The following is a 19,635-nucleotide window of genomic DNA, read 5'->3' as shown; positions in this document are numbered from 1 at the left end:
ATGTCACCGAAATGTCACATTCACCGCGTACAAACGTCGCTTGCCTCGCCCGCCCGGGCAAGCCGACACGTTAAGGTTCCGTAGTCACCTGCGGTCCCTGCCCGTCAGTCCTTGCCGACCGGTCGCGGGCGCTTACGCGCGCCCCACTGCCCGACACGTCAAACAAGGACATCATGACGCACGACACCACGCCCCAGCCGCACGATCCGGCACTCGACGCCGACCTCTCGCACGACGACGATCCGACGAATCCGCAGCGTCGCCGCATTCTGCAAGGCCTGGCCGCCATCGGTGCCGCCGGTGCCGCTGGCGCTTCGCTGAGCGGCTGCGCGACCGAAGGCGGTGCCGGTGCGCCGACCGCCGTCGCCGCAGGCGGCACGTTCGACGCCCAGCTCAAGGCCAATGTGAAGACGGTCGTCGTGATCTATCTCGAGAACCGCAGCTTCAACAACCTATTCGCCGACTTCCCCGGCATCGAGAAGCCGCTGTCGAAGGTGGCCGCATCGAGCTACACCCAGCTCGATCGCGACGGCAAGACGCCGATGTCGCTGCTCCCGCCGGTGTTCGACGGTCTGGTGCCGCGCTCGCAGATGATCGGCGGCAAGAAGTACCACATCACCGAGAAGGACATCGCGCGCCAGCCGAACGCACCGTTCATGCTCAAGGACATCGAGGGCAAGCTGCTGCCGGAGTCGGTCATCACGCGCGACCTGTGGCACCTGTTCTGGCAGAACCAGATGCAGATCAACGACGGCGCGAACAACCAGTTCGCCGCGTGGGCCGACTCGGGCGGCCTGGTGATGGGCTATTACGGCGACACGGCCAAGACGCTCGACATGTACAAGATCGCGCAGCAGTACACGATGTGCGACAACTTCTTCATGGCGGCCTTCGGCGGCTCGTTCCTGAACCACCAGTTCCTCGTGACGGCACGCCCGCCGATGTATCCGAACGCCGCGCAAAGCCCGGCCAAGGACAAGGTCGCCGTGCTGGCCGACGGCCCGCAGGGTGTGCGTCTCGCGATTGCGCCCGACTCGCCCGCATCGGCTGCCGACGGCAAGCCGAAGTTCGTGCGTGACGGTGCGATCACGCCGGACAACTTCGCCGTGAACACGATGATGCCGGCGTATCAGCCGTCGCCGATCAAACCGGCCGCGTCGGGCGACAAGCGTCTGGCCGATCCGTCGAACCCGGCGACGCTACCGCCGCAGAACTACGCCACCATCGGCGACCTGCTCTCGACGAAGGGGGTATCGTGGGCGTGGTATGCGGGCGCATGGCAATCGGCGCTCGATCACAAGGGCGGCGCGGACAAGCCGAACTTCCAGTACCACCATCAGCCGCTCAACTACTTCGCCCAGTTCGCACCGGGCACGGCAGCACGCGAGGCGCACCTGCGCGATGGTGGTGAAGGCGACAGCCCGATCTCGAACAAATTCATCGCCGACGCGATTGCAGGCAAGCTCCCCGCCGTCACGTTCTACAAGCCGCAAGGCAACCTGAATCAGCACGCGGGCTATTCGGACGTGGAGTCCGGCGACCAGCACGTGGCGAACGTGCTCGCGCACCTGATGAAGTCGCCGCAGTGGAACAACATGGTGGTCGTGATCACGTATGACGAGAACGGCGGCTGGTGGGATCACGTAGCCCCCCCGAAGGGCGACCGCTGGGGTCCGGGCTCGCGCATTCCGGCCATCGTCGTGTCGCCGTTCGCCAAGCGCGGCAACGTCGATCACACGTTTTACGACACCACGTCGGTCCTGCGTTTCGTCACGCGTCTGCACGATCTGCCGACGCTCGAAGGCATCGCGTATCGCAACGCCGCCTTCGCAGCGCGCGGCACGAACCCGCCGGGCGACCTGACGAAGACGCTGAACTTCGCGTAATCGGCGCTGCGGTCAGCGATAAAAAAAGGGCACCTTCGGGTGCCCTTTTTCATGGTGTCGACGCGCGCGGCGCGGCGGTCATTCGTGCTCACTCCAACTCATCGAGCTCGTCCGAGCGCAGCAGCAGTTTGTCGAGCAGACGCTCGTACACACGCATCTCGTCGTCGCTCAGCGCTTCGAACAACCGTTCGTAATGCGTGCGTGCGGCATCGATCACCACGCGCCACACACGCTCGCCTTCCGGCGTGAGCGTCACTTTGACGGCGCGACCGTCGTGTTCGTCCGGGGCGCGACGCACGAGCCCTCGCGTGACCAGCCCGTCCGCCCCACGGCTCGCCTGGCTTTTGTCCAGATTCGCCCGACGCGCCAGCTCAGAATTCGACAATGCCCCGGCCGTGCCCACCGCCGCCAGCACACGCGATTCCGCCAGACTCAACTGCGCACTGTCCGCGTACGACTGCCCAATACGCCTGTCGTGCTGCTTCATCAGGCGGTGCATCTTGTACGTCAGGAACTGGTCGAGCGATTTGTGGGATGGCCGCATTTCAGTGTTTTCCCCTAGACGAAATGGGTCGATATTTGGTTGCGAACGCAACCTTAGCACACTAGAATTGTTGCGTTAGCAACTAAATGCTCGATGACGTTCCTCGTCATTCGCGCGCTGTGCCTGCGCCGCCTCCCCGCTGACACGAGGCCCCACGACACACGCGCCGAGCGGCTTTTCGGGTGCCGCATCACCATGCATAAACCAGAGACCACCCCGCGCGCGTCGCTGTATCACACGTATCGCGTCTATCCCCATTTTGCGCCGCAGGGCGACGCCCCGACCGTGCCCGTCACCATTGTGGGCGGCGGTCCGATCGGCATGGTCACGGCGTTGGCGCTCGCGCGTCACGGTGTGCGCTGCGTTGTGCTGCAAGCCGAACAGCAAGTCTCCGAAGGCAGTCGCGCGATTGTCTTCACGCGCCGCTCGCAGGAAATTCTGCAAGCGGTCGGCGTGGCCGACGCCGTCGTCGCCAACGGTCTGCCGTGGACGAGCGGTAACTCGTACTATCGCGGCCAGCGCGTGTTCCGCATGGAGTCTCCCGTCGATGAGGATGACCGCTTCGCGCCGCTCATCAACCTCCAGCAAAACGTGCTCGAGAGCTATCTCGTCGACGCCATCGAGCGCGAGCCGCTCGTCGAGATCCGCTGGGGCAACAAGCTGATCGGACTGACGCAGGACGACGAAGGCGTCGCGCTGCAAATCGATACGCCCGAGGGCGAGTACACGCAGCGCACGAGCTGGCTCGTCGCCGCCGACGGTGCACGTTCAACCGTGCGCACTGCGCTCGGCTTGCGCTTCGAAGGCGCGAGCTACGAGGGCCGCTTCGTCATCGCCGACATTCGCATCGACCTCGATCTGCCGACCGAACGTCTCGCCTTCTTCGCTCCCGACTGGAACCCGGGCAACACGGTGCTGATGCATCGTGAGCCGGGCGATATCTGGCGGGTGGACTATCAATTGCCGGTCGACGAGACGTCCGAACACGCTCTGCAACCGGAGACGATTCGCGCGCGCATCAACGCGCAACTCGACATGATGGGGCTCGGCGGCAAGCCGTGGGAACTCGACTGGTGCTCGGTGTACTCGGCGCGCGCGCTGACGCTGCCCGACTACGTGCACGGACGGGTGCTCTTCGCCGGCGACGCCGCGCACCTGCTGCCGATCTTCGGCGTGCGCGGAGCCAACACCGGTTTTCAAGACGCCATCGATCTGTCGTGGAAACTCGCGGCCGTCGTCAAAGGTGCGGCCCCGACGCCGTTGCTCGCGTCGTACACGCACGACCGAGTGGGGGCTGCACGCGAGATCATTTCGGAAGCGGGCAAGAGTACGCGCTTCATGACACCGCCGTCGCACGGATTCCGCGTGCTGCGCGACGCCGTGCTCGATCTCTCGCTCGATCATGAGTTTGTACGGCCGCTGTTCCACTGGCGCACGTCACGCGCGCACGACTATCGTCACTCGCCGCTCAACAGCTCGAACGACGACAACGCGACGATGTCCGCAGGCCCGACCGTCGGCGCGCCGACGCCGAACGTGAAGCTCGGCGAGAACGACTATCTCTACGACCATCTCGGCGCGGCGTTCCATCTCGTGACGTTCGGCGATGCGCCGCTCGACGACGCCCTGCGTCAGGCCATCGTGACATGGCGCGAGCGCGGCGTGCCCGTCAAGGTCATCGCCTTCGCGTTGTCCGAGCACACCGTGGCGGGTGCCGACCTCACGTTGCCCGACCCGACAGGCCATGCCGCTGCCAAGTACGGCGCGGCCGATGGCACGGCGTACCTCGTACGCCCCGATCACCATATCTGCGCCCGTTGGTTGCAGCTCGACGCCCCGCGTCTGGCCAGCGCCCTTGCGCAGGCGACGGCGCTCACCTGAACGCCCCGCTCTCCAAGGAAGCTCGTCATGACCGCTCAACAAACCGCCATCGCAGGCCTCGAAGACATTTACGACACCCTCGCGCTGGCGATCGACGCCACCCCGGCCGACAAGCGCGAGTTGCTGCTCGCCAAAGTCGTGCTGCTGCTCGCCAACGAGGTCCGCGATCCGCAACGCGTGATCGATCTCATTGCGCAGGCCGCGGGCAGCACGCAGGTGCAAGCCGCCTGAGTACGGCACACCGTTCCTTTCGGCGTCCGCCCACGATGGCGGACCCAACCTCAAAACACCGCCACACCCAACAAGGCGGGGAGCGCTGGAGAAGACACCCATCATGAGTCGTATCACGCCCGCCGCCGGTCTTGCCGGCGGTATTGCCGCATCCGTCCCCGACGCCCGCGCTCGCGCAGACGCCCCGGTCCACCGCGTCGCCAGCGAGGCGATGGAGCGTGACGTCGTTCGCAAAGTCTCGCGGCGTTTGCTCGGCTTTCTGTTCGTCCTGTTTCTGTTCTCGTTCCTCGACCGCATCAACGTCGGCTTCGCCGCACTCACGATGAGTCAGGACCTCGGGCTCACGAGCACGATGTTCGGCATGGCCTCGACGGTTTTCTATCTGACGTACGTGCTGTGTGGCGTGCCGAGCAACCTCATGCTCGTGAAGTTCGGCGCGCGTCGCTGGATCGGTGCGATTCTGATCGCGTGGGGTCTCGCATCGAGCGCGACGATGTTCGCGCATGACGCAACGAGCCTCTACCTGATCCGTGCCATCGTCGGCATTACCGAAGCAGGCTTCCTGCCGGGCATGCTGCTGTACATGGGCGACTGGTTCCCGTCCGCCGCGCGTGCACGCGCCAACGCGTGGTTCATGATCGCGATGCCGGTGACGTCGGCACTCGGTGCCGCGGCATCGGGCTATCTGCTGCGCCTCGATGGCGTGGCCGGACTCGCAGGCTGGCAGTGGCTGTTCGTACTCGAAGGACTGCCGACGGTGCTGCTCGGTCTCGTCACCTGGTGGTATCTCGACGACAAGCCGTCCGACGCGCGCTGGCTGAGTGCCACCGAGAAGCAGACACTCGGTGCGATGATCGAACGTGATCGCGCTGAAGCGACGGCACGACAAGCGAGTGCCACGTCGAACGCGAACACCAGCATGTGGCGCGCGATCTGCACGCCGAGCGTGGCGAAGTTCGCGCTCGGATACTTCTGCCTCGTCAACACGCTCTCGCTGGCGTCGCTGTGGATTCCGCAGATCGTGAAGAGCTTCGGCACGACGAGCAGCAACGTCACCATCGGTCTGCTTGCCGCCATCCCGTCCGTGTGCACGATTGCGGGCATGATCTGGTGGGGACGCCGCTCCGACCGTCTGCAAGAGCGACGCTGGCACCTCGTGCTGCCGATGCTGTTCTCTGCGGCGGGCTGGGTCGTCACGTGCTTTGCGCCGGAACCGTCGCTGCGTCTGGCAGGGGTGGCGATGGCGTCGACCGGCGCGTACACGGCGATGGCGATCTTCTGGACGGTGCCGGATCGCAGCCTCGCGCCGCACACTCGCGCACTGGGACTGGCCGTGATCAATGCGGTCGGCAACCTCGGTTCGGCATTGAGTCCCATCGTGGTCGGCGTGCTCAAGGACTGGACGCACTCGTTCACCTCGGGGCTGATGTTCGCCGCCGTGAGCCTGCTCGTCGGCATCGGCGTGTTGTGGTTCGCGCCACTGGGGCAGCGCAGCGCGCGTTAGTCTTCCCTGCCGGTTGAGGCATGGCGGTCACAGTTCCGGGTCATAATGCAAAGCGTCCGACCGATCCGAAAGATCCGACACATCTTTGCGTCCAAGGAACCCCGCCATGCCCGTGACAACACCGGTGGCCGCTCAGGGCCCCACGCTCGTCGTGCTCATCGACGCCGATAACGCCGCACCCGCCATCGTCGAAGGCCTGCTCACCGAAGTCGCCAAGTACGGCGTCGCCAGCGTGAAGCGGATCTACGGCGACTGGACCAAACCGAATCTCGACGGCTGGAAGAAGTGCCTGCTCGAATACTCGATCCAGCCCATCCAGCAATTCCGCTACACCGTCGGCAAGAACGCCACCGACAGCGCCATGATCATCGACGCGATGGATCTGCTCTACACCGGGCGCTTCGACGGCTTCTGCCTCGTCTCCAGCGATAGCGACTTCACGCGGCTTGCGTCGCGCATTCGCGAGCAGGGACTGATCGTGTACGGCTTCGGCGAGCGCAAGACACCGCAGCCCTTCGTCACCGCATGCGACAAGTTCATCTACACCGAGCTGCTGCGTCAGGACGATGAGCCGGACGACGACGAAGCGCCCACGCCGCGCAAGCGTCGCAGTGCCACCGAACTCAAGCGCGACACGCGACTCGTGCGGCTGCTGCGTAATGCGGTGACCGCTGTGTCGGATGAAGACGGCTGGGCCAGCCTCGGCGCAATGGGCAGCCACATCGCCAAGCAGGCACCCGACTTCGACGCACGCAACTATGGCTTCGGCAAACTGAGCGATCTGGTCGCGACCATCGGACTGTTCGATGTGGAGCAGCGCGCGGGCAGCGGCGGCAACAAGGGTATCTGGGTGCGCATCAAGCCGAAGCGGGGCGCTTCCGGGACCGCCGCCAAGCGAGGAGAATGAGCACGCGACGGCGCATCCACGCGCGTTTCGTTAAGTTTTTTTTCGCAAAACGCTTGCCAGCCTCGGAAATACCCCATATACTCGCGGTCTTTCTAGGCTCGTAGCTCAGTTGGTTAGAGCACCACCTTGACATGGTGGGGGTCGTTGGTTCGAATCCAATCGAGCCTACCAACGATTAAATGCAAAAGGCGTCACGCGAATTTCGTGTGACGCCTTTTGTGTTTTCAGCGACGGATTTTTTCGTCGACCGTCGCTGATCGTTGCGTTCCGCACGCCTCGCCGGTCCGTCCACCGGCGTTACAAAACGACACATCCCCAACACACTCGTAGCACCTGCTACGCGAGGCCGTCGCTAGACTGGCTTCAACGGTTTCAACAACGTGGCCCACGCCACCACCGAATCAACAAAGCAGGACTCATGGAGGACACCATGAAACGCATTCTGATCATCGCTGCCCTTGGCGCTGCTGCCGCCGTCGCTTCCACCGCTGCATCGGCGCACGTGGACGTCGGCCTCTATCTCGGCGTGCCCGCGCCGGTCGTCGTGGCACCGCAGCCGGTCTACGTCGCACCGCGCCCGGTGTATGTCGCCCCGCGCCCCGTGTACGTCGCGCCGCAACCGGTGGTCTACTACGGTCGCGACCGCTATGACGACTGGCGCGAACGCCGCTGGGAACACCGTCGCTGGGAAGAACGCCACGATCGCGGCTGGCATCGCGGCTGGTAATCGACGTCAATCGGCATCCATCGACGTCATTTGATCGCATGGCGCGTCTGCGCCGGGCAAAAGAACGAAGCGGCCCGCCGGTTGGCGTCGGCGGGCTTTTTAGCGGGAAGCGGCCCTGTCGCTTTCCGCGTTCTTTTGTCAGACGTTCGCTCGTCGATCGCCAATCGACCGCTCAAGCAGCGCGTCATCTCATTCATCGCAGCTCGCGATTCCCCCTAAGCACTGCGTCAGCGCCACCGCGTCGCCACCTCAGGCAGCTCCCGCTTCATCCACTCCACGAACGCACGCGTGCGCGACGGCAACAAGCGCGCATGCGGATAGACGATGTTCACCGGTCGCGCCGGTCCTTCGTAGTCCTTCAACACGCGCACGAGCCGCCCCTCATCCATCGCCTGCGCCACCTGATATGACAGGAAGCAGCCGTAGCCCATGCCGTCGACACACGCTTCGACGGCCGTCATGCCATGGCTGATTTCGAGATTGCCGTCGACGGGCACAACGAACTCCCTTCCCCCTTCCCAGAAGCGCCATTGGCCGTAACCGCCGCCGTGCGAGAGGATGCAATTCTTGCCGAGCAGATCGCGCGGATGCGTCACCTCGCCCTGCTCGGCAATGCACGCAGGACTCGCGACCACCACGCGGCGAATGGCCCCGATGCCCTGCGCGACGAGCGTGGAGTCGTCGAGCGGCGAAATCCGGATGCCGACGTCGATGCCCTCCTCCCACAGATTCACCACGCGGTCGTTGAGCAGGAGGCGGCATTTGACGTTCGGGTACGCGCGCAGGAACCGGAACATCGCCGGCGCGACGTGCATCTGCCCGAACAGCACCGGCGCAGTGACGACCAGCGTACCGCTCGGCGCTTCGTGACGTGCCGCCAGACGCGCCTCGGCCTCGTGCAACTCGCTGAGGATCTGACGGCAGGTGTCGAGATAGGTGCGCCCCTCTTCGGTGAGCGCGATGCGACGCGTCGTGCGATTGAGCAGCCGCACTTCCAGGGAAGTCTCTAGCGCCGCCAGCGTACGCACCACGGCGGGCAGCGATGAATCGAGCGCGCGTGCCGCCGCACTCAGGCTGCCCTGATCGACGATCGCCACGAAGGTTTGCATTGCGCGAAGTTTGTCCATGCGGCGCATCATTACTCCGATTTTCGGAGTAGTCAAATCAGGTTCACGATATTTATCCGGAAATCGACTGGATGGACAATTGTCCTATTGCGTGACGGTTCCGACGCTGGGGCTGCCGCATCCACTCACTCACGGAGATGCCCAATGACCCGCCCCACCGACATTCACGCCTACGTTCCGGCGCGCCCCGCACGTCCGATCAAGTTCTATCGCTTCGTGCTATCGGGGCATTGCCATCGCATCGAACTGATGCTCAATCTGCTCGACTTGCCGTATGAAGCGATCGACGTCGATCTGGCGACCGGCGAGAACAAGCAGCCGGCGTATCTCGCCATCAACCCGTTCGGTCAGGTGCCGGCCATCGACGACGACGGCGTGATCCTCGCCGATTCAAACGCGATCCTCGTCTACCTCGCGACCCGTTACGACGCACAGCACGCCTGGTTGCCGCACGACGCCGTGGCGGCTGCCCACGTGCAACGCTGGTTGTCGGTGGCCGCTGGCGATCTCGCGTTCGGTGCAGCGGCGGCGCGTGTGGCTGTCGTCTTCAACCGTGGCGTCGACACGACCGCGATGGTCGAGCGTGGCGTGTTGCTGCTCACGCGTCTCGAAGCGCATCTCACCGCACCGAACGCCACGCCGTTCGTCACGGCCGCTACGCCGACGATTGCCGACATTGCGCTGTACTCGTATCTGGCACACGCCCCCGAAGGCAACGTGTCGCTGCAACCGTATCCGGCCGTGCGCGCGTGGCTCGCACGCATCGAAGCGCTGCCGCGTTTCGTACCGATGCCGGCAACGGCGTGTGGTCTGAACGCGGTTGCCGCGTGAAGGCTGAATGAAGGCTGAATGAACGTCGCTTGCGTCGCCAGGGCCGTGTCCGATGCATTGCCCGAGCGCCGCCAGAACTGAAGGAGAGCATCATGAACGCCCCCGCCCCCTCACCGCTTCAATTGGAATCGCCCTTTCACGCGGGCGAAATGTACGTGCAGACGCTCGCCGGCTCCCGTGAGCAGTTGGCGGAGGTGGGGGCGCGCGTGATTCGTCTCGCGATGCCGGATCAGCATCGGCAGTTCTTCGCGCAGTTGCCGTTTCTCGTCATGGGTGGGCTGGACACCCACGATCAGCCGTGGGCTACGCTGCTGAGCGGCACGCCCGGCTTCGCGCATTCGCCCGATCCGACGCTGCTGCGCGTGAATGCCTTTCCGCCGCCGACCGATCCGCTGCACGGCGCGGTGACGGTGGGCGCGCCGATCGGCTTGCTGGGGATCGAGCCTTCGACGCGGCGTCGCAATCGCGTCAACGGCCCCATCGGCGAAGTCGATGCGCAAGGGTTCACGCTGCGGGTCGCGCAGAGTTTCGGCAACTGTCCGCAGTACATCCGCAAGCGCGAAGCGACTCCGCAGGCGCACGACGTGCCGCCGGTGGCCGAACCGCCGCAAACGTCGCTCGACGACGGTGCGCAATGGCAAATCGCGAGCGCCGATACGTTCTTCATCGCGACGCATTACGCAGGCGATGGGGCCACCGAGCGCAGCGCTGGCACCGACGTCTCGCATCGCGGCGGCAAGCCGGGGTTCGTGCGTGTGGAGGACGCCAAGACGCTGGTGTGGCCCGACTTTCGCGGCAATTCGTTCTACAACACGCTCGGCAATCTGCACGCGAATCCGCGCGCCGGGCTGGTGTTCGTCGACTTCGCGTCGGGCGACTTCCTGCATGTTGCGGGCGACGCCGAAGTGCTTTGGCATGACGAAACACAAAGCGGCTTCGAAGGCGCGCTGCGACTGGTGCGTCTGCATGTGCGCGAAGTCCGACGCGTGCGCGGTGCGTTGCCAGCCGCCTGGCGCGACGGCGAGGCATCGCCCAGCGTCGAGCGTACGGGCGCTTGGCCGACCGCTTGAGGTCGCCGGTGTCGGGCGCTTGCCCGCTTCAATACCTCCGTGTAAAGTGTGTTCACGCTCGTCGAGTGACGGGCGTGACTTCGTACCCATCCGATCCCTCCATCGATCCATGACTGCTCACGTATCCGTCCGTCTTGCCGTATCGCCGCCGCAACGCGGTGTCGGTGCTCGACTGCGCGGACGTTTTGCAGCCGTCGCACCTCCTCCCCCGCCGTCTGGCGTGGCACCGCCCGCCGTGGTGGTCGCCGACGCTGTCGTGGCTGTTGTGGCCTGACGCTACGCACGGCTCGCTGGGTGTCCGTCACCCGGCACAACACTTTTTCATTCGAATTTCAGCGGGTTCCGGTCGTCTGCGCGCTTTGCGCGAGACGCGATGACCTTGTGTCGATGTCTCGATGATGTCGTCTCGATGATGTCGCTCGGGCTGTGTGCCACTTCAGGCATACGACGTCGGCGATCTCGTGATGACATCGCGACGCAAACATCGCGCGGCACACCGGACACGCTGCTCAGGGGAAGATCGATGCAACTCGATGGTCTTGCATTGCGCCGGCATGGCGCGACGCTCTTGTTCGTTCTGTTGTGGAGCGGCGGCGCACTGGCCGCCAAATGGGGGCTGGCGCACGCGTCGGCGTTCGCGTTTCTCGTCATTCGGCTGGGGGTCGCGCTCGCGGCACTCACGCTGATCGCACTGACGCGTCGCCAATGGTGGCCAGCACCCGGCACCGGCTGGCAGGTGGCGGGCACGGGCGTGCTGCTCATCGGCGGCTATCAGGCGTCGTATCTGCTGGCGCTCGCCAGCGGCATCACACCGGGAGCGCTCGCGACGGTGCTCGGCGTCCAGCCGATCCTCACGCTCGTGGCGCTGGAGCGTCGTCATAGTGCGCGACGTCTGCTGGGTCTGGCGGTCGCGCTGGTCGGGCTGGCGCTCGTCGTCGCGCAAAGCCTGATGTCGGCGCGACTGTCGGCAGCAGGGTCTGTGTGGGCGCTCACCGCGCTCGCCTGTATGACGCTCGGCACACTCGCGCAAAAAGGGTCGCGGCAAACGCCCCTCGACGTGCTGCCGCTGCAATACGCGGTCGGGCTGGCGCTGGCATTGCTCGTCGCTCCGACGCAACCGTGGCATATCGACGGCACCCAAGGCTTCTGGCTGCCGCTGCTCTACATGGGCCTCGTGATTTCGGTCGGCGCGACGTTGCTGCTTTACCGAATGATCGCGTCCGGCAATCTGGTGACGGTGACGAGCCTGTTCTATCTGGTGCCCGTGGTGACTGCGCTGCTCGACTGGGGCATCTTCGGGCACCGGCCGACGGCGCTGGCCGTCGCGGGCACCGCAGCGATTCTGATGGGCTTGCGGCTGGCGCTCCGGTAGCGTACTCAGCGGCCATCTCGGCTAAGATTGTCATTCTCAGGGTGACAATGAGCATTGAAGTGCGCTCGTTGTCACCCGTCATTTCTTGAAGACGGAAATCCTGCCGATGGACCTGCTCGACGACATGCGCATCTTCGTCAGCGCCGTGGACGCCATGAGCTTTACCGGTGCGGCCGCGAAACTCGGGCTCTCGAAGCAGTTCGTGAGCCGCCGCATCTCTTCGCTGGAGCAATCGCTCGGGGTGCGCCTGCTGCTGCGCACGACCCGGCGGCTGGCCGTGACCGACCTCGGACGGGTCTATTACGAGCGCGCCCGGCGCATCCTTGAAGACGTGGAGGCCGCGAATCTGGCCGTGAGTAGTCAAGGGGAGCGCCCGCGCGGTAATTTGCGGGTGTCCGCCCCGATGTCGTTCGGCACGATGTTCCTCAGCTCGGCGATTCCGTCGTTTCTCACGACGTATCCCGACGTCACCATCGAACTCGAACTGAACGACCGCACCGTGGACATCATCGGCGAAGGCTACGACGTGGCGGTGCGCATCGGCGCGCTGGCCGACTCGTCGCTGATCGCCCGCACGGTCGCGCCCATGCGCATGGTCACGTGCGTCAGCCCCCGCTATCTCGAAACCCACGGCGCACCGCAGACGCCTGAAGATCTGAGCGATCACACGTTGCTGCCCTACGGCCACAGCCAGCGCGTGAGCTGGCACTACTCGCGTGACGGGCAGCCGCTGGAGATTCCGGTGTCCGGTCGGCTTCGCGTGAACAACGGCGAGCTGGCGCGCGACGCGGCGGTTGCCGGGCTGGGCGTGACGTGGCTGCCGGTGTTTATCGTCGCGCCCGCCTTGCTGGGCGGACGTCTCGTCACGGTGCTCGACGACTTCGAGCCGCCGCCGTCGTCGATTTATGTCGTCTACCCGCAGCATCGTCAGGCATCGCTCGTGATCCGGGCGTTTTCGGACTTTCTGGCGGCGGCGTGCGGCGTCGCGGGCACGCAGTGGTGAGCGGCGAAGGATGACAGCGTGGGAATGTCATCCCGGCGTGCGGGAATCCGACCGAGGTGATGGACAATTCACCGATAAAGGGTGGATAAAACATGATCGGATCGCGCCCAAAAGGCCATCAGACTTGACCATCCATAGCCCGGACGGGGATACTTGACAGGTTAAAAACCCAGCTTTTTCACGCCGATGACCACGATTCTGCAACACATCCCCACGGGACAACGGGTCGGCATCGCCTTTTCGGGCGGTCTCGACACCAGCGCTGCGCTGCTTTGGATGCGCCAAAAGGGCGCGATTCCCTACGCTTACACGGCCAATCTGGGTCAGCCGGACGAACCCGACTACGAAGAAATCCCGCGTCGCGCGATGGGTTACGGTGCCGAGAACGCCCGCCTGGTCGACTGCCGTGCGCAACTCGTGGCCGAAGGCATTGCCGCCCTGCAATCGGGCGCGTTCCACATCTCGACGGCCGGCGTCACGTACTTCAACACCACGCCGATCGGCCGCGCCGTCACGGGCACGATGCTCGTGGCAGCCATGAAGGAAGATGGCGTCAATATCTGGGGTGATGGCAGCACGTACAAGGGCAATGACATCGAGCGTTTCTACCGCTACGGTCTCTTGACCAACCCGGGCCTGCAAATCTACAAGCCGTGGCTGGACCAGACGTTCATCGACGAACTCGGCGGCCGCAAGGAAATGTCGGAATTCCTGATCGCCAACGGCTTCGATTACAAGATGTCGGTCGAGAAGGCCTATTCGACGGACTCGAACATGCTGGGCGCGACGCACGAAGCCAAGGATCTGGAACACCTGAACTCGGGCATCAAGATCGTTCAACCGATCATGGGCGTGCCGTTCTGGCGTGACGATTGCGCGATCAAGGCCGAAGAAGTCACGGTGCGCTTTGAAGAAGGCCAGCCGGTGGCGCTCAACGGCAAGACGTTTGCCAACGCCGTCGAACTGTTCGAAGAAGCCAACCGCATCGGCGGCCGTCACGGCCTGGGCATGAGCGACCAGATCGAGAACCGCATCATCGAAGCCAAGAGCCGCGGCATCTACGAAGCTCCGGGCCTCGCGCTGCTGTTCATCGCATACGAACGCCTCGTGACCGGCATCCATAACGAAGACACCATCGAGCAATACCGCGAGAACGGCCGCCGTCTGGGCCGTCTGCTGTATCAGGGCCGCTGGTTCGACCCGCAGGCAATCATGCTGCGCGAGACGGCCCAACGCTGGGTGGCACGCGCCGTGACCGGCGAAGTGACCATCGAGCTGCGTCGCGGTAACGACTACTCGCTGCTGAACACGACGTCACCGAACCTGACGTACAAGCCCGAGCGCCTGACGATGGAAAAGGGTGACTCGGTCTTCACGCCGCTCGACCGTATCGGTCAGCTCACGATGCGCACGCTCGACATCGTCGACACGCGCGAGAAGCTGATGACGTACGCCAAGGCCGGTCTGCTGACGTCGACCAGCGACGACGCACTGCCGCAGCTCGAAGGCAAGAAGGACTAAGCGGTCATTCACCGCATCGCTCGTCAGGGCGATGCGGCACGTGTTACCTGCTGCAACAGGCGGCGCGCCCCGAAAGGAGCGCGCCGCCTTTGTTTTTGGCGTGTCACGAGTGACGCGATAAGATACGGGCGAAAATAGGCTGCATCCCAAATTAATCGAAACCCTCCCCGCAATCGGGGTGCGCGTCGGCTCCGGACACCGGGGCGCGCGCATGCGTCGGAGACCCTGCATTGGTACGTCTGATTCTTTTGTTGCTTGGCGTGAATTATTTGCGTCGCCGGGCCCGAGCGCTGATCTGGATCGGCGCGATCTTCTTCGCCTTCGGCATGGCGTTGATCGTCGACGCGCTCGACGGTGTGGTGCACTTCCCGCTCAAGGTCTTCGCGTGGCTGCTGCTGCTCGAAGGGCTGGCGACGCTTGCCATCGCCACCATTGGGGTGGGCGGTCAGCGTCTCGTACGGGGGCTGAAGGGCGGCACCTTTACCGTCGCGGCACTGCTGGTCCTGCTGTTCGATCAACACAACGGCAACTTCTGGTTGTCGATGCTCTTCGGCACGCTGTTCCTCGCCGACGGCCTGCTGCAATGCGTGGCGGCGTATGTGGTGCGCTATCCGCGCTGGGCGTGGGCCATTGCCGGCGGTGCGCTGGAAATCGTCGTCGCGATCTTCTTCTATCAGCCCTACCCGACCCACTACAAAGGCACCCTGCCGTACGCCATCGGGCTCGGCCTCGTCTTCACCGGATGGAACGTGCTCGTGCTGGCCATGCGGGCGCGTCGCATGCGCGGCGACTTCCGCGTCGAACAGATTCTCGGCAGCCCGGAGGACAAGCGCCGCCTGTGGAGCGAGCGTCCGCGTGCGCCGCGCTGGGACGGCCCGCCCGCCGACTCCGAGCCGGCGCTCACGGTGCACGTGTGGACGCCTTCGGGGTCGTCCAAGGCCCCGGCACGCCGTCATCCGGTGATCGATCGCTACATTGCGGCTGTCGACAAGAACGGTGTGATCTCGACGGGACACGCGGCGCTGGAGAGTCACGAAGGCGTGTACGTCAGCCTGTACCCCGCCAAGGAAATCGACCGCTCGCCGGATCAGTTCGGACAGTTGCTGCGCGCCACGCGCGAGAACGACGTGCCTGGCACCTTCCAGCCGAACTACGCCACGGAGTCGAAGGCGTGGTGTCCGTCGACGGTCAAGGTGCGTATTCGTAACTACAGCCCGCAGCAATTGGCCGCTTTCTGGCAGACCTATCAGCAGAACGCCACGTATAACCTCACGCACCGTAACTGCTCAAGCAGTGTGGCCAAGGCGCTCGAAGCCGCGATCGAGGGCCGTGTGGGGCAGTTGCACGACGGCGGCGATGCCGGCTGGTGGACGTTCGTCCGCCTGTGGCTCACGCCTGAATTGTGGGTGGCCGCGCAACTGCGCAAGCGTGCGAAGACGATGGCCTGGACACCGGGTCTGGTGCTCGATTACGCGCGTGCGGTGAGCATGCTGGTCGATCCGCGCCCGTTCGGCTGGATCACGATGACGTCGCTGGCGCTGCGTCGCATGCGTCGCTCGCGCCGCGCATGGCGCGAGGCCGAGCAGGCCGCCTCGCAAGCGCAAGGCAACGCAACACACGCATCGCACGGCTGACGTCGGATCGAGACTTTCCCGGGGGGACGGTGTAACGTCACCCGTATTGGCACACGCAAGAGCAGCAGGCACCCGGGCAACGCGCGAGCGCTGCCCGCCCGAGCTTCAAACGCATTACCCAATACGAGGACTGTTCAACATGCTCAATCGCCTGTGGCGCTATGTCAGTGCCGCCCTGTTCGCCAGTCTGGTCATCGGCCGCGCAGCACACGCGATCACGCCCGAGGCCGCGCCCGTCACCATTCCGCACGGCGCGATTGTCGAGCGGCAACCGCTCAGGGTCGACTACGGACTTCCCGAAGCCGGCGAGCAATTCAGCATCCGTTACAGCTCCATCGACGGTGTCGGCGGTATTGAAGCGCGTGAAGACACCGGTGCCGTGTTCCTCCCCAAGGGGCCGACGCCCCCCGGCGGCTGGCCGGTCGTCGTCTGGGCACATGGCACGGTCGGCATTGCCAGCACCTGCGCGCCATCGCTCAACGTGCGCAGCGCACGCGACATTCAGTATCTCGGCACCTGGCTGTCGCTCGGCTTTGCGGTGGTCGCGCCCGACTACGCGGGTCTTGGCTCGCAGGGGCTGCATCACTATCTGAACGCCCGCGCCGAAGCGTATAGCGTGCTCGACAGCCTGCTCGCCGCCCGCAGCGTCTTTCCGTTGCAGAACCGTGTGATCTTCGTCGGGCAATCGCAGGGGGCGCATGCAGCGTTCGCCGCAGCGGGCTTCCAGCCGCTCTATGCCCCGGACGTGAAAGTGATCGCCACTGTCCTCACCGGTACGCCGTATTTCAACGCACAGACGTCCGCGGCCACCCTCTTTGCGGGGCAGCCCGATCCGGGCGCGCCGGACCCGAAGATTCCGTACGCGATGTACATCTTCCTGTCGGCCGCCGACCGCGATCCGTCGTTGAATCCCGCGAAGTACTTCTCTCCACAAGCGCTACCGGTGCTCGAGGAGGCCCGCACGCTGTGCATCGATACGCTGACCGATCACTCGACGGCCGCCGGCCTGAACGCCGGGAACAGCATGCAGCCGGGTATTCAGAAGCTGCTGGACAGCCAAACGCCGTCACTGCGCTATCCGACGCTGAGCGTCAAACATCCGGTGTTCATCGGTATGGGGATGGAGGACATCGACGTGCCGGTCATCATGCAGAAGGCATTCGCGCGGGATGTCACCAAGGCGGGCACGAAGACAACCGTGCGCATGTACGACGGACTCGATCACGACGCGACGGTCAATCCGTCCCTGCGTGACTCGGTGCCGTTCATCCTGCAACTGATGTCGACGAAAAGGCGTGCATCCGCACAATAACTAGAGGGATGGCTCTGGAGGCTGCGGTGCACTACGATGGTTCATCGCTGGACAAAGCCAACGCAAACCATTGACCCAAAAGAAACTTTCTTTTCGTTGCACCTACGCAACATGGAGGCGCTTACGTAAAAGTACATATGGTGCGATGCAACACGTCGTCCCATACTGAACTCGTCTCCTCCATGTCTCCTCCTGATATGGATTAAGCCCGCAACGCGCGGGCTTTCTTTTTTTGCGCGATCAGTCGATCGCTGCCGCGCACGCATCCGTCGGCGTCGCCAGCGCACCGCCAACCCCCGGAATGATCTTCAGTCCCGCCGAGGCCACACGGCAGGGTGCCGCCAGCAAACCGCATCCCGCCACCGACGTCACGAACGGCAGAATCGCGAATAGCGCCCACCAACGACGCAGATTGCGCGGTGCGGGCTTCGATGCCTGCCGACCGCCAAGGGCCGAATCGTCCGACTCCACCGAACGGCGAGGCTCGAGAGGGGCGGATGCATGGCTCGTCTCAATCGTACGGGCCGTACGGGTCGTATAGGCGTAAAGCGTCGCGATGGCCTTTCGGCTCATCGTATAAAACGTCGTCATGGGGGGCGTCCTGAGAAGGGCTAGTTGCCGGAATGACCGGCGGTTTGGGTGAGTTCTGTCAGTTCGGAGGTCGCAGGTCGGGTAGCCATCGCGCAGTCTTGGGAAGTACGCGCCGGGCGAATATCTCAGGCCGCCGGCGTCGTATGACCGATGTACGTGAAACGCGGCACTGGGCCGTGCTCCGTCATCACCGGTTCATTCCAGATGCGCAGCAACCGCGTGCTCATCGGCAAGCCTTCACGTGGGTAAAGCCGCGTGTAGACGACCACGGGTTCGTTCGTCTCGTCGGCACGGGCAATGCCCAGCGCGAGATAGCAATTCCCTTTGTAGTGACGATAGACACCGGGGCGAAACGCCTCGATTTCGGGCGTCGATTCCGCCGACGCCGCTGGCACATTCGAAAACATCGTTCTCTTCTCCTGCATTCCTGCATACGACTACCACGCGCAGCCGCGCATGAGACACCCTACGCCAGCATCGGGTTCCGACGCTTCAACGTCTCAGCGCGGCACTACGAGTCCCACCGACTTCGCCAATGGCGCGGGTGAAATGCCCGATGCGCCACGGAAAGGCTCATCCAGATTCACGATGAGTGCGACCACCATCCCAATTGCGCCCATGTGAATCGCGATGATGAGATTGCTTTTCCACGACCCCGGATAACGGCCGTTCATTGCCATCGCCGCGAGCATGAACAATGAGATGACCCACCAGAACACACCCGGTACCGTCTTTGTCGAGTTCTCGAACCGCCCTTGCCTCGCCTCTTCCAGTCGGTCCAGCAACGTGCGAATCGAGCTGGCGCTATCTTCGTGTCGCGCAATCACGCGGCGCGTGGCACCGACGAACGCCGTCAGCGCCGCCTCGGTGTTCGGCGAAAGATCGGGATCAGCCGTGCTCAACGTTTTCCATTCGTCCGTGACGGCGGAGGTCACGTAACCGCGTAGAAGCACACGCGCCGACTGCGCGTCGGCGTCGCCCACCGCTTTCAGCTCACGATCGAGGCGTCGCACCACCGATGCTTCGTGCAACGCCTGATCGTCGGCATGGCCGAGATTGGCCCGCACGTCGGTCAGCACATGGGCGAGCACGAAGACGATAAACGCTAGCAGGCTCCCGTGGACCACGTCGGCCACCGTGCCGCGCACCTCCGTCGGATCTGCGAGACGGTCGAACAGAACGACGCGCGCGAGCCAGGCGACGGCAACGGCAAGCAACGCCGTGCCGAGCGCCAGGCCGACGAGCAATAGTCCCGTCGGCAGCAACGTCATCTGATCCACCATCCACTGCATCCTTGTCTCCTGCTTCCCTGCTTCCCGGCATCGGCATGGTCGCGACAAAATCTCACGACACTCCCACGACAACCCGTTTCTTCGGTATTCCGAGCAGCGCGAGCGCAATGCTCCGCCGCCGATGCGGCGACTATACCTGATGCACAGAAGACGGCAACTTTAGAAAATTTCCGCGCCTGACAGCGGAAACGTGACGAAAGAT

The 19,635-nt window shown here is 64.3% G+C and carries 18 protein-coding genes and 1 tRNA gene; 14 read left to right on the top strand and 5 right to left on the bottom strand.

Annotated features, from left to right (window positions below; translation table 11 throughout):
* Positions 1-173: 173 nt before the first annotated feature.
* Positions 174-1,886, top strand: a complete 1,713-nt coding sequence (locus PAQ31011_RS07540) for an acid phosphatase (RefSeq protein WP_150575234.1) — start codon at positions 174-176, stop codon at positions 1,884-1,886.
* A gap of 88 nt (positions 1,887-1,974) precedes the next feature.
* Here PAQ31011_RS07540 and PAQ31011_RS07535 read toward each other — a convergent pair whose 3' ends face one another.
* The gene (locus PAQ31011_RS07535; RefSeq protein WP_150575233.1) at positions 1,975-2,430 is read right to left on the bottom strand and encodes a MarR family winged helix-turn-helix transcriptional regulator; all 456 of its coding nucleotides are present in this window, start codon (positions 2,428-2,430) and stop codon (positions 1,975-1,977) included.
* A 195-nt stretch (positions 2,431-2,625) separates the two neighbouring features.
* On the opposite strand from PAQ31011_RS07535, the gene PAQ31011_RS07530 reads away from it, so the two are divergent.
* The 6 genes from PAQ31011_RS07530 (at position 2,626) to PAQ31011_RS07505 (ending at position 7,680) form a co-directional block, all read left to right on the top strand.
* Positions 2,626-4,311 (top strand): FAD-dependent monooxygenase, encoded by a 1,686-nt coding sequence (locus PAQ31011_RS07530; RefSeq protein WP_150575232.1) that lies wholly within the window; start codon positions 2,626-2,628, stop codon positions 4,309-4,311.
* 27 nt (positions 4,312-4,338) lie between these two features.
* The gene (locus tag PAQ31011_RS07525) at positions 4,339-4,542 is read left to right on the top strand and encodes a DUF2783 domain-containing protein (RefSeq protein ID WP_150575231.1); all 204 of its coding nucleotides are present in this window, start codon (positions 4,339-4,341) and stop codon (positions 4,540-4,542) included.
* A 103-nt stretch (positions 4,543-4,645) separates the two neighbouring features.
* Positions 4,646-6,046, top strand: coding sequence for an MFS transporter (locus PAQ31011_RS07520; protein ID WP_150575230.1), 1,401 nt, complete (start codon positions 4,646-4,648; stop codon positions 6,044-6,046).
* A 106-nt stretch (positions 6,047-6,152) separates the two neighbouring features.
* Entirely contained in the window at positions 6,153-6,953 is an 801-nt protein-coding gene (locus PAQ31011_RS07515) for an NYN domain-containing protein (RefSeq protein WP_150575229.1), read from the top strand.
* Between the two features lie 94 nt (positions 6,954-7,047).
* Positions 7,048-7,124: transfer RNA gene (locus PAQ31011_RS07510), tRNA-Val, on the top strand.
* Positions 7,125-7,383: 259 nt separating this feature from the next.
* Entirely contained in the window at positions 7,384-7,680 is a 297-nt protein-coding gene (locus PAQ31011_RS07505; protein ID WP_150575228.1) for a hypothetical protein, read from the top strand.
* Between the two features lie 227 nt (positions 7,681-7,907).
* Here PAQ31011_RS07505 and PAQ31011_RS07500 read toward each other — a convergent pair whose 3' ends face one another.
* Positions 7,908-8,807 carry a LysR family transcriptional regulator gene (locus PAQ31011_RS07500; RefSeq protein ID WP_150575227.1) on the bottom strand — a complete coding sequence of 300 codons (900 nt, stop codon included), beginning with the start codon at positions 8,805-8,807 and terminating at the stop codon, positions 7,908-7,910.
* 144 nt (positions 8,808-8,951) lie between these two features.
* Between PAQ31011_RS07500 and PAQ31011_RS07495 the strand changes: the two genes are divergently transcribed.
* The 7 genes from PAQ31011_RS07495 to PAQ31011_RS07465 all read left to right on the top strand — a co-directional run bounded on the left by PAQ31011_RS07495 (position 8,952) and on the right by PAQ31011_RS07465 (position 17,550).
* Positions 8,952-9,638 carry a glutathione S-transferase family protein gene (locus PAQ31011_RS07495; RefSeq protein ID WP_150575226.1) on the top strand — a complete coding sequence of 229 codons (687 nt, stop codon included), beginning with the start codon at positions 8,952-8,954 and terminating at the stop codon, positions 9,636-9,638.
* Positions 9,639-9,730: 92 nt separating this feature from the next.
* Positions 9,731-10,708, top strand: a complete 978-nt coding sequence (locus tag PAQ31011_RS07490; RefSeq protein ID WP_246179434.1) for a pyridoxamine 5'-phosphate oxidase family protein — start codon at positions 9,731-9,733, stop codon at positions 10,706-10,708.
* A gap of 523 nt (positions 10,709-11,231) precedes the next feature.
* Positions 11,232-12,080, top strand: a complete 849-nt coding sequence (locus tag PAQ31011_RS07485; protein ID WP_150575225.1) for a DMT family transporter — start codon at positions 11,232-11,234, stop codon at positions 12,078-12,080.
* Between the two features lie 106 nt (positions 12,081-12,186).
* Entirely contained in the window at positions 12,187-13,083 is an 897-nt protein-coding gene (locus PAQ31011_RS07480) for a LysR family transcriptional regulator (RefSeq protein ID WP_150575802.1), read from the top strand.
* 186 nt (positions 13,084-13,269) lie between these two features.
* Positions 13,270-14,604, top strand: coding sequence for an argininosuccinate synthase (gene argG / locus PAQ31011_RS07475; protein ID WP_150575224.1), 1,335 nt, complete (start codon positions 13,270-13,272; stop codon positions 14,602-14,604).
* 230 nt (positions 14,605-14,834) lie between these two features.
* Positions 14,835-16,238, top strand: coding sequence for an HdeD family acid-resistance protein (locus tag PAQ31011_RS07470; RefSeq protein WP_150575223.1), 1,404 nt, complete (start codon positions 14,835-14,837; stop codon positions 16,236-16,238).
* A 139-nt stretch (positions 16,239-16,377) separates the two neighbouring features.
* Positions 16,378-17,550, top strand: coding sequence for an alpha/beta fold hydrolase (locus PAQ31011_RS07465; protein ID WP_150575222.1), 1,173 nt, complete (start codon positions 16,378-16,380; stop codon positions 17,548-17,550).
* Between the two features lie 240 nt (positions 17,551-17,790).
* Here the strand turns inward: PAQ31011_RS07465 and PAQ31011_RS27005 are convergent, their stop codons facing one another.
* From PAQ31011_RS27005 to PAQ31011_RS07450, 3 genes are all read right to left on the bottom strand, one after another.
* The gene (locus tag PAQ31011_RS27005; RefSeq protein WP_370855714.1) at positions 17,791-17,961 is read right to left on the bottom strand and encodes a DUF6726 family protein; all 171 of its coding nucleotides are present in this window, start codon (positions 17,959-17,961) and stop codon (positions 17,791-17,793) included.
* A gap of 305 nt (positions 17,962-18,266) precedes the next feature.
* The gene (locus tag PAQ31011_RS07455) at positions 18,267-18,548 is read right to left on the bottom strand and encodes a DUF1653 domain-containing protein (RefSeq protein ID WP_150575220.1); all 282 of its coding nucleotides are present in this window, start codon (positions 18,546-18,548) and stop codon (positions 18,267-18,269) included.
* A 93-nt stretch (positions 18,549-18,641) separates the two neighbouring features.
* Positions 18,642-19,433 (bottom strand): bestrophin-like domain, encoded by a 792-nt coding sequence (locus PAQ31011_RS07450; RefSeq protein WP_150575219.1) that lies wholly within the window; start codon positions 19,431-19,433, stop codon positions 18,642-18,644.
* Between the last annotated feature and the right edge of the window lie 202 nt (positions 19,434-19,635).

The sequence above is a fragment of the Pandoraea aquatica genome (assembly GCF_902459565.1).
Taxonomy (GTDB): domain Bacteria; phylum Pseudomonadota; class Gammaproteobacteria; order Burkholderiales; family Burkholderiaceae; genus Pandoraea; species Pandoraea aquatica.
Note: the sequence above shows the minus strand (reverse complement) of the source record. Positions and strands in the feature narration are given on the sequence as shown.